Raw genomic sequence first — 13,091 nt, forward strand, 5'->3', positions numbered from 1 at the left:
TCATTCCGGTCCGCGGCGGCGGTCGTAACGCTCGACATGGTGCTCAGCCGCCCAGGTTCGCCTGGGTGTTCTTCTGCAGGGTGCCCAGCAGCTGCTTCGGGTCGGCCTTGGCCAGCGTGTTCAGCGAGGCGTCGAAGTCGGCCAGGACGCTGTCCATCTTCGGGGCGTTGACCGGGCCCTGCGCGTACTCGGCGCCGTCGATGAACGCCTTGTCCGCCGGGAAGGCGGCCGTGTACTGGTCACGGGCCGACTGCCGGGACGGCATCACGCCGAACGCCTTGGCGAAGGTCATCTGCTGGTCGACCGTGGTCATCGCCTTGACGAAGTCGATGGCCTGGTCCTTGAACTTGCTCTTGGCGGCGATACCCCAGCAGTTGGTGAACGAGAGCGTGCCCTTGCCCTTCGGGCCGGCCGGCAGCTCGTGCACCGTGTACTTGATCTTCGGGAAGTCGTTCGTCATCGCGCCCTTGATCCAGTTGCCCTCGATCGTCATGGCGGCCTTGCCCTTGCCGAACGCCTCGCCGCCCCAGCCGGCGTCGAGCGCCTTCGGATACGCCGCAAGACCACCCTTGAGCAGCGACTGTACGTAGGTCAGGGCGGCGACGTTCTCGGCGCTGTCGGCCGTCGCCTGCTTGCCGTCCTTGCTGACGATCCAGCCACCGGACTGCACCATGAACGCGCCGACCCGGTCACGGGTGTCCGCGATCGCCAACGGCATGGTGCCCTTGGCCTTGAGCTTCTGCGCGGCGGCGGTCAGCTGGTCCCAGGTCGTCGGGATGTCGGCGTCGGTCAGCCCGGCCTTGGTCCACAGGTCGGTGTTGATCTCCAGCGCCAGCGTCGAGAAGTCCTTCGGCGCGCAGTAGAACTTGCCGTCGAACGTGAAGGTGTCCTTGAGGCTCTGGTAGAAGTCGTTCGGGTTGTCGACCTTGTCGCCGTAGGGCTCGAGCGCCCCGACGCTGGCGTAGTCGGCGAACCGGCCCGCGTCGACGTAGAAGACGTCCGGCGGGTTGTCGCCGGCCAGCGCCTGGCCGAGCTGCTGGGTCAGGTCCTGGGCGGGGGTGACCGTGGCGGTGTTGCCGCTCTTGCTCGCCCAGGCCGAGGCCGCGTCCTGGACCGCCTTGGTCTCCGCGTCGCCGGAGGAGCCGATGAGGATCTGCAGGGCGGCGGGGCCCGACGTCTGCTGCGCGGGTGCGCCGCCGTCGTCGAAGCTGTCGCCACAGGCAGCGGAGGCGAGGAGCGTGCCGGCGGCGATGACCGCCACGGCCGCGCCGCGGAACCTTGCTTGTCTCATGTCGTACTCCAGAGGGGGGGTTGAAAGGGGATTTACGCGGTTGTGCGCACTACGAGCGACGGTTGGAGCAGCACCTGGTGGGTGCCGGTCGGCGCGCCGTCGAGGTGATGGATGAGCAGGTCGATGCAGCGGGCGGCGGCGTCCGGCAGCGGCTGGCTGACGCTGGTCAGGCCGACCGCCTGGGCGACCGGGGTGTCGTCGAAGCCGGTCACCGCCGTGCGGCCGCCGGCGGCCTGCAGCGCGCCGAGTGCCAGCGAGTCGCTCGCGCAGACGAACGCGGTCGGCGCGTCCGGCATGGTGAGCAGGTCGCGGGCGCACTCGGCGCCGTTGGGGATGCTGTCGGCGGTGCCGCGGTCGAGGCCGGTCGGGTCCAGGTCGTGCGCCTTCATCGTGCGCTGCCAGCCGTCGCGCCGGTCGTCGCCGACGCCCGACCCGGCGGGCCAGCCGATGAACGCGATCCGCCGGTGGCCGGTGTCGATGAGCCGCCGGGTGGCCTGGGCGGTGCCGTCGGCGTTGTCGACGTCGACCCAGGAGTGCCGCTCCGGCGCGTCCCACGGGCGGCCGAACGTCACGAACGGCACGTCGCGCTCGGCCAGCCAGAGTGTCCGCACGTCGCCGTGGTCCGTGCCGGTCAGCACGAACCCGTCGAGGTCGTAGGACGCGAGCAGGTCGTCGAAGGTCTTGATCTCGTCGCCGTCGTCGTCGGCCGTGTAGAGCATCACCCGGTAGCCGGCGGCGGCGGCCGCGAACGTCAGACCGTGCAGGAACCGGTCGAGCACCGAGCCGTTGATGCCGTCGCGGGTCGGTTCGATGCGCACAGCGAGCAGTTGGGAACGCCCCGTGCGCATCTGCCGCGCGGCCTGGTTGGCCCGGTAGCCGAGGGCGGCGATCGCCTCCTCGACCCGGCGGCGCGTCTCCTCCCGCACGATGTGCGGGCTGTTGAGCACATTGGACACCGTCTGCCGCGAAACCTGGGCGTGCGCCGCCACGGTGGCAATGGTGACCTTATCTGGCATTCGAACCTTCCACGGTCTTGAACGTTCAAAGTCGAAAGTGCATGATTGGATCGTTCAAGTTGCAGGGTTGTTTCGCACTCTGCCGCCGCCATCCCGGCTCTGTCAAGATGGCGCCGTCGTTCCAGGGAGAAATTCGTGCCAGACCGCAACCTTCAGCCGCTGCTCCACGATCTGGTCTCGACGGTGCGGGCGCCGGCCAGCGTCCTGTGCGAACCGTCCGGCCAGATCCGGGCGGTCGGGGTGCAGGGGATGTTCCATGCCGACGTCCGCGTGCTCAGCCGCGCCGAACTGTTGCTCGACGGGCGATCCGTTGAGTCGGTGGCGACTTCCCCGCTTGGTCCGGGTGCGACCGCTTTCGTCGGGTTGGCCCGCTGGCTCGGCGACCCCGGACCCGACCCGACCGTGCGGGTCACCCGCGAACGCCGGCTCGTGCCGTCCGGTCTGGACGAGACCGTCACCGTCACGTCGACGGCCGCCTCGCCGATCTCGACCGACCTGACCCTGGCGCTCGACGCGGACCTCGCGCCGATCTCGCCGGTCAAGTCCGGCCGCGCGGTGTCGAACCGCGCCACGCGGTCGGGGCTGCGCTGGTCGGCCGGCGACGTGTCGGTCACGGTGACCGCCGACGGCGCGACCGCCGACGACGACACGCTGCGCTGGTCGCTGACGGTTCCGCCGCGGTCCTCGGTCACGGTGTCGTGGCGGCTGCGGGTCGCCGACCCCGTGGCGCTCGTGCGCGAGCCGGCGTCGGCCGTCGAGTGGTCCCGCCCGACCGTGACCGCCGACGACCGCCGGATCGAGCGACTGGCCGCACGCTCGCTCGACGACCTGGAGTCCCTGCGGCTGCGGCTGTCCGCGGGCGACGGCGACACCTTCCTCGGCGCCGGCGTGCCGTGGTACCTCACGCTCTTCGGCCGGGACAGCCTCTGGGCCGCGCGGATGCTGCTGCCGCTGGGCACCGACATCGCCGAGGGCACGCTGCGGGTGCTGGCCGCGCACCAGGGCACCACGGTCGACCGGCAGACCGGTGAGGCGCCCGGCAAGATCCTCCACGAGCTCCGCCGCGCCGACACCGAAGCGTCGCTGCCGGCCGCCTACTTCGGGTCGGTCGACTCGACGCTGCTGTGGATCTCGCTGCTGCACGACGCCTGGCGCTGGGGCATGTCGCCGTCGGCGGTCGAGGGCCTGCTCCCGTCGTTGGAGGCGGCCCTGCGCTGGCTCGGTGACTACGGCGACGCCGACGGTGACGGCTTCCTCGAGTACATCGACGAGACCGGGCGCGGGCTGGCCAACCAGGGGTGGAAGGACTCCGGCGACTCGATCCGGTTCCGCACCGGCGAGATCGCCACGGCGCCGATCGCGCTGGTCGAGGTGCAGGGGTACGCGTACGAGGCCGCCCTGCACGGCGCCGCCCTGCTCGACGCGTTCGACCGGCCCGGCGGTGCGCGCTGGCGGGAGTACGCCGAGGCCATGGCGGCCCGGTTCCGCGACAGGTTCTGGGTCGACGGGGGCTATCCGGCTCTGGCTCTCGACCGCGACAAGCAGCCCGTCGACGCGCTGACGAGCAACATCGGGCATCTGCTGGGTACGGGCCTGCTGACGGCGAAGGAGTCGGACCAGGTGGCCGACCTGCTCGCGTCGGACGCTCTGGCCGGCGGCTTCGGGCTGCGGACGATGTCGACCCACGACGCCGCGTTCAGCCCGCTGTCGTACCACTGCGGCTCGGTCTGGGCGCACGACACCGCGATCGTGGTGGACCGGCTGGCCCGGGCCGGGCATCCGGCGGCCGCCGCCACGCTGGCGTCGGGTCTGTTGGCGGCGGCGGAGTCGTTCGACTACCAGCTTCCGGAGCTGTTCGGCGGCGACGACCGGGCGACCTTCGGCCGGCCGGTCCCCTACCCCGCGGCGTGCCGGCCGCAGGCGTGGGCGGCCGCCGCCGGTGTCACGGTGCTGCACGCGGCCCTCGGCCTGCGCCCGGACGTGCCCGCCGGCACGGTGGCGCTGGCGCCGCTGCAGGACGCGCCGCTCGGCGCGGTGGCGGCCAGGGGCCTGCGGATCGGCGCCGCGTCGGTCGACGTCACGGTGGGCACGGACGGCTCGGCCACGGTCACCGGCCTGCCCGACAACCTGCGCCTGGCCATCCCGCGGCGCGGCGCCTAGCCCAGCGGGTCGCCTGGCCCAGCAGCGGGTCGCTCAGCCCAACAGCGGGTCGCTCAGCCCAGCAGTGGGTCCAGGCCGACCGTCAGGCCCGGCCGGTCGCGGATCGCGCGGACGGCGAGCAGCACCCCCGGCATGAACGACGCGCGGTCCAGCGAGTCGTGCCGGATGGTCAGCGTCTCGCCGACCGTGCCGAACAGCACCTCCTGGTGCGCGACCAGGCCGGCCGACCGGACCGCGTGCACCCGCACGCCGTCGATGTCGGCACCGCGGGCGCCGTCGACCTCGTCCTTGGTCGCGTCGGGGACCGGGCCCAGCCCGGCCTCGGCGCGGGCCGCGGCGATCAGCCGGGCCGTGTGGGTGGCGGTGCCGCTCGGGGCGTCCAGCTTGCGCGGGTGGTGCAGCTCGACGATCTCGACCGACTCGAAGTGCCGGGCGGCCTTCGCCGCGAACTGCATCATCAGCACGGCGCCGATGCCGAAGTTGGGGGCGACCAGCACGCCGACGCCCGGCTTGTGCGACAGCCAGCCGCGGATCCGGTCGAGCCGCTGCTCGGTGAACCCGGTCGTGCCGACGACGGCGCTGATGCCCTGGTCGACGCACCAGTGCAGGTTGTCCATCACGACGTCGGGCGTGGTGAAGTCGACGATCACCTCGGCGTTGGCGTCGGACGCGCTGAACAGCCCGTCGCCCTGGTCGATCATGGCGACCAGCTCCATGTCGTCGGCCGCGTCGACCGCCTTGCAGACCTCGATGCCCATCCGCCCACGGGCACCCAGCACACCGACCCGGATCGGCTCGCGCACGTCGTCACTCACGGGAGTAACCCTATGAGAAGCGGACGTCCCCGTCCTCGAAGGGGCCGATGACCGCGAGGGACATCTCCTGCCCGCACAGCTCCGCCGCGAGCGCGTTGACCTCGTCGACCGTCACCGCGTCGACCTTGGCCAGCAGCTCGTCGACGGTCAGCGGGTCGTCGTAGAGGAACTCGCCCTTGGCCAGCCGGCTCATCCGCGAGCCGGTGTCCTCGAGGCCGAGCACGTAGGAGCCCTTGGCCATCCCCTTGCCCCGGGCCACCTCGGTCGCGGTCACGCCGTCGCGGGCCACGGTCGCCAGCGACGCGCGGGTCAGGTCGAGCACCTCTTCGACCTTGCCGGGCGCGCAGCCCGCGTACACCGCGAACAGACCGCTGTCGGCGAACTGGCTGGCGTACGAGTAGACCGAGTAGGCCAGCCCCCGCTGCTCCCGGATCTCCTGGAACAGCCGGCTCGACATGCCGCCGCCGAGCACGTTGTTGAGCACGCTCAGCGCGAACCGGCGCTGGTCGAGCCGGGCGATGCCGGCGCCGCCGAGCACCACGTGCGCCTGCTCGCTGTCCTTGTTGGACACCACGACCTGACCGCTGCGCAGCCGCACCGGCGGGGTCGACAGGCGGCGCCCGCGCGGCGTCGCCGCCGGGATGTCGAGCGGGGTGCCGGCCAGCGCGGCCCGGACCCGGCGGACGACCGCGTTGTGGTCGAGGTTGCCGGCCGCCGCGATCACGATCGACGGTGCCACGTAGTTGCGGCGGTAGAACGTCTCGATCTGCCGCCGGGTCATCGGGGAGATCGTCTCCTCGGTGCCCGAGATCAGCCGGCCGAGCGGGTGCTTGCCGTAGACCGCGGACGCGAAGACGTCGTGCACCTCGTCGCCCGGCTCGTCCTCGTGCATCGCGATCTCTTCGAGGATCACGCCGCGCTCGGTCTCGACGTCGGCCGGGTTCAGCACCGAGTCGGCGATCAGGTCGCACATGACGTCGACCGCCAGCGGCAGGTCGGCGTCCAGCACCCGCGCGTAGTAGCAGGTGTATTCCTTCGTGGTGAACGCGTTGGTCTCGCCGCCGACCGCCTCGATCTGCGCCGAGATGTCCAGCGCGCTGCGCTTCTTGGTGCCCTTGAAGAGCAGGTGCTCGAGGAAGTGCGAGCAGCCGGACTGCGCCGGCGTCTCGTCGCGGGAGCCGATCGCCACCCACACGCCGAACGACACGCTGCGCATCGCCGGCACGGCCTCGGTCAGGATCCGCAGGCCGGACGGGAGCACCGTGCGCCGGATCGTGCCACCGAGCGGATCGGTGGTGAGGGTACGGGTGACGGCCCGGGCCGACGCTTGCGCGCCGGCCCGTTCACGCGTCGTCATGTCAGCTGTGCCGGTTGCGGCGCCGCCGGGGCTCGCCGCCGCCCTCGCCGCCACCCTCGCCACCGTCGCCACGGCTCGGGCCGCGGTCGCCGCGGTCGCGGTCACCCCGGTCGCGCGGGCCACGGTCGCCGGACCGGGCCGGCGGACGCTCGGAAGCACCCTCCTCGGGGGCTTCCTCGCCCTCGGCCCGCACCTTGTCGAGGTAGATCTTGCCGCGCTGGTCGATGTCCGCGATCTGGACCTCGACCTTGTCGCCGACGTTGAGGAAGTCCTCGACCTTCTCGACCCGCTTGCCGTTGCCCACCTTGGAGATGTGCAGCAGGCCGTCGCGGCCCGGCAGCAGCGAGACGAACGCGCCGAACGCGGCCGTCTTCACCACGGTGCCGAGGAACTTGTCGCCGACCTTCGGCAGCGTCGGGTTGGCGATCCCGTTGATCCGCTCGACGGCGGCCTCGGCCGAGGGGCCGTTGGTCGCGCCGACGTAGATCGTGCCGTCGTCCTCGATGGAGATCTCGGCGCCGGTCTCGTCCTGGATCGCGTTGATCGTCTGACCCTTGGGGCCGATCACCATGCCGATCTTGTCGACCGGGATCTTCACGGTGGTCACCCGCGGCGCGTAGTCGGACATCGAGGCCGGGGCCTCGATCGCGGCGTGCATGACACCGAGGATCGTCGTGCGCGCCTCGTGCGCCTGCTGCAGCGCGTTGGCCAGCACGTCCGACGGGATGCCGTCGAGCTTGGTGTCGAGCTGCAGCGCGGTGACGAACTCCGGCGTGCCGGCGACCTTGAAGTCCATGTCGCCGTACGCGTCCTCGGCACCGAGGATGTCGGTCAGCGTGACGTACTGCGTCTTGCCGTCGACCTCGTCGGAGATGAGACCCATCGCGATGCCGGCGACCGGCGCCTTCAGCGGCACACCGGCCGAGAGCAGGGCCAGCGTCGAGGCGCAGACCGAGCCCATCGAGGTGGAGCCGTTGGAGCCGAGGGCCTCGGAGACCTGGCGGATCGCGTACGGGAACTCCTCGCGACCCGGCAGCACCGGGATCAGCGCCCGCTCGGCCAGCGCGCCGTGACCGATCTCGCGGCGCTTCGGCGAGCCCACCCGGCCGGTCTCACCGGTCGAGTACGGCGGGAAGTTGTAGTTGTGCATGTAGCGCTTGTGCTTCTCCGGCGACAGCGTGTCGAGCTGCTGCTCCATCCGGAGCATGTTGAGCGTGGTGACGCCGAGGATCTGCGTCTCGCCGCGCTCGAACAGCGCCGAGCCGTGCACCCGGGGCAGCACCTCGATCTGCGCGGTCAGCGGCCGGATGTCACGCGGGCCACGGCCGTCGATGCGGACCTGGTCGCGCAGCACGCGGGAGCGCACCTCGCTCTTGGTCACCGACCGCACCGCGGCGGAGAGCTCCTTCTCGCGCCCCTCGAACTGGGCGTCGAGCTGCTCGTGGACCCGGTCCTTGATCGCGTCGAGGGCCTCTTCGCGCTCGGCCTTGCCGGCGATCTTGAGCGCCTCGGCGATGTCGGTGCGGGCGGCGCCCGCGACGGCCTCGTAGGCGTCGTCCTGGTAGTCCAGGAACACCGGGAACTCGCTGACGGGCTTGGCGGCGACCTCGGCGATCTCGCTCTGCGCCCGGCACAGCTCGCGGATGGCCGGCTTGGCGGCCTCGAGACCGCCGGCGACGATCTCCTCCGTCGGCGCGGTGGCGCCGTCGGCGACGAGCTTGACGGTGTGCTCGGTCGCCTCGGCCTCGACCATCATGATCGCGACGTCACCGTCGGCCAGGACGCGACCGGCGACCACCATGTCGAAGGTGGCCCGGGCCAGCTCCTCGTGGGTCGGGAAGGCGACCCACTGGCCGTCGATGTGCGCCATGCGGGTGGCGCCGATCGGGCCGGAGAACGGCAGGCCCGACAGCTTGGTGCTCAGCGAGGCGGCGTTGATCGCGACCACGTCGTACGGGTGGGCCGGGTCGAGCGCCAGGATGGTCTCGATGACCTGGACCTCGTTGCGCAGGCCCTTGACGAACGACGGGCGCAGCGGCCGGTCGATCAGGCGGCAGGTGAGGATCGCGTCCTCGCTGGGCCGGCCCTCGCGGCGGAAGAACGAGCCCGGGATGCGCCCGGCCGCGTACATCCGCTCCTCGACGTCGACGGTCAGCGGGAAGAAGTCGAACTGCTCCCGCGGCGACTTGCTGGCCGCGGTCGTCGACAGGACGGTGGTGTCACCGAGCTGCGCGATGCAGGAACCGGGGGCCTGGCGGGCGAGACGGCCCGTGGTGAAGGTGATCTCACGGGTGCCGAAGGACCCGTTGTCGATCACCGCGGTGCTGTGCTGGTCGCCGAGTTTGTTCTCGGTCATGAGTGCGTTGTGCTCCTTCGGTCGTGGCACGGCTCGACCCCTTGCGAGGGGGAGCTGCTCAGACGTCCGGTCTTCGATCGAAGCGCCCGGGGGAGCCCGTCTACGGGCTGGCCCGGGGGCCACTACCGAGGACCGGTGCGCCGACAACTCCCGATCGCCGACGGTCAAGCTGGCCCGTTTTGGTTTGTCTGAAATTGTGGAGCGGGGGAGCGACCGGCTGGTCACTCCCCCGCGCGGGTCACCGCCGCAGGCCGAGGCGCTCGATCAGCGCCCGGTAGCGGTTGATGTCGGTCTTCTGCAGGTAGTTGAGCAGCCGCCGCCGGCGGCCGACCAGCAGCAGCAGGCCGCGCCGGCTGTGGTGGTCGTGCTTGTGCACCTTGAGGTGCTCCGTGAGGTCGGCGATGCGCTTGGTCAGCACGGCCACCTGGACCTCCGGCGAACCGGTGTCACCCTCGGCGGTCGCGTACTCCGCGCGGATCTTGCTCTTCTGCTCCTGATCGAGCGCCATGATCTCCTGCGTTCGTGTGATGGTGACGAACCTCGCACCCGCGGCGTCGTGCAGGCACGCGAGGCCGGGCGTCGGTTAGCCGACGTCGTTACCAGGCTACCAGCCCGGCATCGACAGGCCGCCGGGACGTCACCGGGCCAGCACCTCGCGGGTCTGCGCGACGTCCTCGGCCATCTGCGCCACCAGCGGCTCGACCCCGTCGAATTTCAGCATGTCGCGGAGCCGTGCCACGAAGTCGAGCGACACGCGCTCGCCGTAGATGTCACCGTCGAAATCGAGGATATACGCCTCGACGCGCCGCTCCCGACCGGAAAACGTGGGATTTGTCCCGATCGAGATGGCCGCGGGCAGCCGCTCGCCCCGCCGCACGACCCACCCGGCGTAGATCCCGTCGGCCGGGACGGCGGCGTACTTGTGGACGCTGAGGTTGGCGGTCGGGAACCCGATGTCCCGCCCTCGCTGGTCACCCCGGACCACGATCCCCTCGAGCCGGTGGTCCCGCCCGAGCGCGTCGGCCGCGGCCCGCACGTCACCGGCGTCGATACAGCTGCGGATGTACGTGGAGCTGAACACGGTGTCGTCGGCGGACACGAGCGGCGCACCCTCGACGGCGAACCCGAAGGTCCGCCCGAGCCGCTCGAGCAACGGAACGTCCCCGGCGGCCTTGTGCCCGAACCGGAAGTTCTCCCCCACCACGACGAGCGCGGCGTGCAGACTCTCGACGAGCGCATCGTGTACGAACTCGTCGGCGGACAGCCGCGAGAAGTCCTGGGTGAACGGCACGACGCAGAGCACGTCGACCCCGAGCGCCTCGATCAACTCGGCCTTGCGGTTGGGCTCGGTCAGAATCGCCGGATGCGACCCGGGCCGCACGACCTCGGACGGATGCGGGTCGAACGACATGACCACCGACCGCACACCAAGGTCATGGGCCCGCTTCACCAGGTGCCCGATGATCGCCTGATGCCCCCGATGCACCCCGTCGAAAACCCCGATGGTGACGGCGGACCGCCCCCATCCGCCGGGTGCAGCCTGATAACCGCGCCACCGCTCCATGGGGGAAGCCTAGATCGCGACAATCTCAGGCTGCGCCGCCCATCCACAAAGCCGGCGCCCAGGGGCGGGTCCCGTTGTCGGACGTAGCCCGAAGTCCAAGATCTCCGGGCGGTGACAAGGTGGAGCGCCCAACCGGACGTACGACCTTGTCACCGCCCGGAGATCCTGGTGCCCTGAGCGAAGACCGACAACGGGACCCGCCCCTCCCCCCGGGTCCCCGCAGCTCGCTGCCAGGGTCCGGGGCAGCGCCCCGGAGACGCTTCAAAGAACGAAAACGAGATCGCTAACGCGGGATAAAAGACCGACGAGCACACAACGCGACCGCCAGGCCGCGAAACAGCGGCGCTCAGGCGATGGCCTGCCACCACCCGTCGACCGGCGGCGGAGCGTCCACGTCCACCCGCTCCCCCGGCCGCGGCACCGCCAAGGTCACACCTTCCGCCTTGGCCTCGGACCATAGCCGGTCCGCCGGCTCTGACCAGTCGTGGAACGCCAGCACGAACGTCCCCCAGTGCAGCGGGATCATCAGCCCACCCCGGACCGCGCGGTGGGCGCGGACCGCGTCTTCCGGTGTCATGTGGATGTCGGGCCAACCGTCGCCGTAGGCGCCGATCTGCATCAGGGTCACGTCGAACGGGCCGTGGGCCGCGCCGATCTCCGCGTAGCCGTCGAAATAGCCCGAGTCGCCCGTGTAGAAGACCTTGCGCCCGTGGCCCGCGACCACCCACGACGCCCACAGCGTCTCGTCGCGGTTGAGGCCGCGCCCCGAGAAGTGCCGGGCCTCCGTCGCCGTCAGGGTCAGCCCAGCGACCGTGATCGACTCGTCCCAGTCAAGCTCGATCACCCGCTCCGGCGGCACGCCCCAGCGCGCGAAGTGCGCGCCGACGCCGAGCGGCACCACGAACGGGGCCGTCGACATGCGGGCCAGCTCGCGGATCGTCGGCAGGTCCAGGTGGTCGTAGTGGTCATGCGAGATCACGATCGCGGACAGCGGGGGTAGCTCGTAGATCTCCACCGGCGGCTCGTGCAGCCGGCGCGGGCCGACCGCCTGCGAGGGTGAGCACCGCTCGCTCCACACCGGGTCGAACAGCACCCGCTCACCGTCGATCTCGACGAGCGCGGACGAGTGCCCGTACCACGTGATGTGCAGGCCCTGCGTCGTGCCGGCAGCGGTCGTGACCAGCGGAATCGGCAGCCGTGGCTTGCGCCGCTCGCGGTCGCGCAGGAACGAGCTCAGCATCGAGCCCGCCGGCTGCGTCATCGTGCGGGCCGCCACGCGGTTGTGGAAACGGCCGTCGCGCCACTGCGGCGACGAGGAGACCCGGCGCTCCTCGGGCCGGGCGCCCATCGACCGCGGCACGTCCCGCGCGGCCCAGGCCAGCGCCGCGACGCCAGCACCCAGGATGCCCATTGTCCAAGCCGCCTTCTTCGCCATGACCACAAGTGTGCAACAACGCACCGACAAAAACCTGAGGCTCCACTCAGCTGACGGCGATGTCCGAATCCCGCGAGCCAAGCGGCCCCGCGCGAGGCAGGATCGATGTCATGGAATTGGAGTTCGAGCGGTGCTACCGGGCGGTCGACAGCCGTGACCAGCGGTTCGACGGCTGGTTCTACACGGCCGTCACATCGACCGGCATCTACTGCAAACCCTCCTGCCCGGCCATCACGCCGAAACGGGCGAACGTCCGCTTCTACCCGTCCGCCGCGGCCGCGCAGAAGGCCGGCTTCCGCGCCTGCAAGCGCTGCCGGCCCGACGCGGTGCCGGGCTCGCCGGAGTGGGACGTGCGGGCGGACACGGTCGGCCGCGCGATGCGGCTGATCAGCGACGGCGTCGTCGACCGCGAGGGCGTGCCGGGCCTGGCCGCCCGGCTGGGCTATACCGAGCGCCACCTGCACCGGATGCTCACCGAGGAGCTCGGCGCCGGCCCGCTGGCGCTGGCCCGGGCGCAGCGCGCGCAGACCGCCCGCATCCTGGTCGAGACGACCGACCTCGGCCTCGCGGAGATCGCGTTCGCGGCGGGTTTCGGCAGCGTGCGGCAGTTCAACGACACGATCAGGGAGGTGTACGGCGGCCCGCCGTCGACCCTGCGCCACACCAGGAGCCAGCAGAAGGAGGCCGGCGTCGTCAACCTCCGGCTCGCCTACCGGCCCCCGCTGCACGCCCCGGCCCTGCTCGAGTTCCTCGGCGAGCGCGCGATCCCGGGCATCGAGGACGTCACGGACGGCACGTACCACCGCGTCCTGACCCTCCCGCACGGCCCCGGCGAGGTCACGCTGACGCCGATCCCGGGTCAGGGGTCCGCCGCGCACGTCGCGGCCACGCTCAAGCTCGAGGACGTCCGCGACCTGGCGCCCGCGGTCGCCCGGGCCCGGCGCCTGCTCGACCTCGACGCCGACCCGGAGGCCGTCGACACGACGCTCGCCGCGGACCCGGGCCTGGCCAGGACCGTCGAGAAGGAGCCGGGGGTACGCGTACCGAGAGCGTCACCCGGAGTTCGTCGAGGGCCGCCTTGCTGCTCCGGCTGATCC

The 13,091-nt window shown here is 71.5% G+C and carries 9 protein-coding genes and 1 pseudogene; 2 read left to right on the forward strand and 8 right to left on the reverse strand.

Annotated features, from left to right (window positions below; genetic code table 11):
- Positions 1 to 43 precede the first annotated feature (43 nt).
- Positions 44 to 1,291 carry an extracellular solute-binding protein gene (locus AB0H87_RS27310; RefSeq protein ID WP_360151460.1) on the reverse strand — a complete coding sequence of 416 codons (1,248 nt, stop codon included), beginning with the start codon at positions 1,289 to 1,291 and terminating at the stop codon, positions 44 to 46.
- A 32-nt stretch (positions 1,292 to 1,323) separates the two neighbouring features.
- The gene (locus tag AB0H87_RS27315) at positions 1,324 to 2,280 is read right to left on the reverse strand and encodes a substrate-binding domain-containing protein (protein ID WP_360151463.1); all 957 of its coding nucleotides are present in this window, start codon (positions 2,278 to 2,280) and stop codon (positions 1,324 to 1,326) included.
- A gap of 162 nt (positions 2,281 to 2,442) precedes the next feature.
- On the opposite strand from AB0H87_RS27315, the gene AB0H87_RS27320 reads away from it, so the two are divergent.
- A complete protein-coding gene (locus AB0H87_RS27320) occupies positions 2,443 to 4,467 on the forward strand; it encodes a glycogen debranching N-terminal domain-containing protein (RefSeq protein WP_360151466.1) in 2,025 nt (674 codons plus the stop codon).
- A 53-nt stretch (positions 4,468 to 4,520) separates the two neighbouring features.
- On the opposite strand, the gene dapB is transcribed toward AB0H87_RS27320, so the two are convergent.
- From dapB to AB0H87_RS27350, 6 genes are all read right to left on the reverse strand, one after another.
- Positions 4,521 to 5,282, reverse strand: coding sequence for a 4-hydroxy-tetrahydrodipicolinate reductase (dapB, locus tag AB0H87_RS27325; protein ID WP_360151469.1), 762 nt, complete (start codon positions 5,280 to 5,282; stop codon positions 4,521 to 4,523).
- Positions 5,283 to 5,292: 10 nt separating this feature from the next.
- Positions 5,293 to 6,639 (reverse strand): pitrilysin family protein, encoded by a 1,347-nt coding sequence (locus AB0H87_RS27330; RefSeq protein ID WP_360151471.1) that lies wholly within the window; start codon positions 6,637 to 6,639, stop codon positions 5,293 to 5,295.
- A 1-nt stretch (position 6,640) separates the two neighbouring features.
- Positions 6,641 to 8,995 carry a polyribonucleotide nucleotidyltransferase gene (locus AB0H87_RS27335; protein ID WP_360151474.1) on the reverse strand — a complete coding sequence of 785 codons (2,355 nt, stop codon included), beginning with the start codon at positions 8,993 to 8,995 and terminating at the stop codon, positions 6,641 to 6,643.
- 238 nt (positions 8,996 to 9,233) lie between these two features.
- Positions 9,234 to 9,503, reverse strand: coding sequence for a 30S ribosomal protein S15 (gene rpsO / locus AB0H87_RS27340; RefSeq protein WP_203708131.1), 270 nt, complete (start codon positions 9,501 to 9,503; stop codon positions 9,234 to 9,236).
- A gap of 129 nt (positions 9,504 to 9,632) precedes the next feature.
- Complete coding sequence (locus AB0H87_RS27345) at positions 9,633 to 10,559, reverse strand: bifunctional riboflavin kinase/FAD synthetase (RefSeq protein ID WP_360151477.1); 927 nt, start codon at positions 10,557 to 10,559, stop codon at positions 9,633 to 9,635.
- Between the two features lie 346 nt (positions 10,560 to 10,905).
- Positions 10,906 to 11,994 (reverse strand): MBL fold metallo-hydrolase, encoded by a 1,089-nt coding sequence (locus AB0H87_RS27350; RefSeq protein ID WP_360151480.1) that lies wholly within the window; start codon positions 11,992 to 11,994, stop codon positions 10,906 to 10,908.
- A gap of 110 nt (positions 11,995 to 12,104) precedes the next feature.
- On the opposite strand from AB0H87_RS27350, the pseudogene AB0H87_RS27355 reads away from it, so the two are divergent.
- Positions 12,105 to 13,046, forward strand: a pseudogene (locus tag AB0H87_RS27355) (DNA-3-methyladenine glycosylase 2 family protein); the annotation flags it as partial.
- Positions 13,047 to 13,091: the final 45 nt, after the last annotated feature.

The sequence above is a fragment of the Asanoa sp. NPDC050611 genome (genome assembly GCF_040654855.1).
Lineage (GTDB): Bacteria > Actinomycetota > Actinomycetes > Mycobacteriales > Micromonosporaceae > Asanoa.

Excerpts from the sequence above, each read along its gene's own strand:
- AB0H87_RS27335 (WP_360151474.1), bottom strand. The coding sequence starts at position 8,995 with ATGACCGAGAACAAACTCGGCGACCAGCACAGCACCGCGGTGATCGAC.
- AB0H87_RS27310 (WP_360151460.1), bottom strand. The coding sequence starts at position 1,291 with ATGAGACAAGCAAGGTTCCGCGGCGCGGCCGTGGCGGTCATCGCCGCC.
- AB0H87_RS27345 (WP_360151477.1), bottom strand. The coding sequence starts at position 10,559 with ATGGAGCGGTGGCGCGGTTATCAGGCTGCACCCGGCGGATGGGGGCGG.
- AB0H87_RS27330 (WP_360151471.1), bottom strand. The coding sequence starts at position 6,639 with ATGACGACGCGTGAACGGGCCGGCGCGCAAGCGTCGGCCCGGGCCGTC.
- AB0H87_RS27350 (WP_360151480.1), bottom strand. The coding sequence starts at position 11,994 with ATGGCGAAGAAGGCGGCTTGGACAATGGGCATCCTGGGTGCTGGCGTC.
- rpsO (WP_203708131.1), bottom strand. The coding sequence starts at position 9,503 with ATGGCGCTCGATCAGGAGCAGAAGAGCAAGATCCGCGCGGAGTACGCG.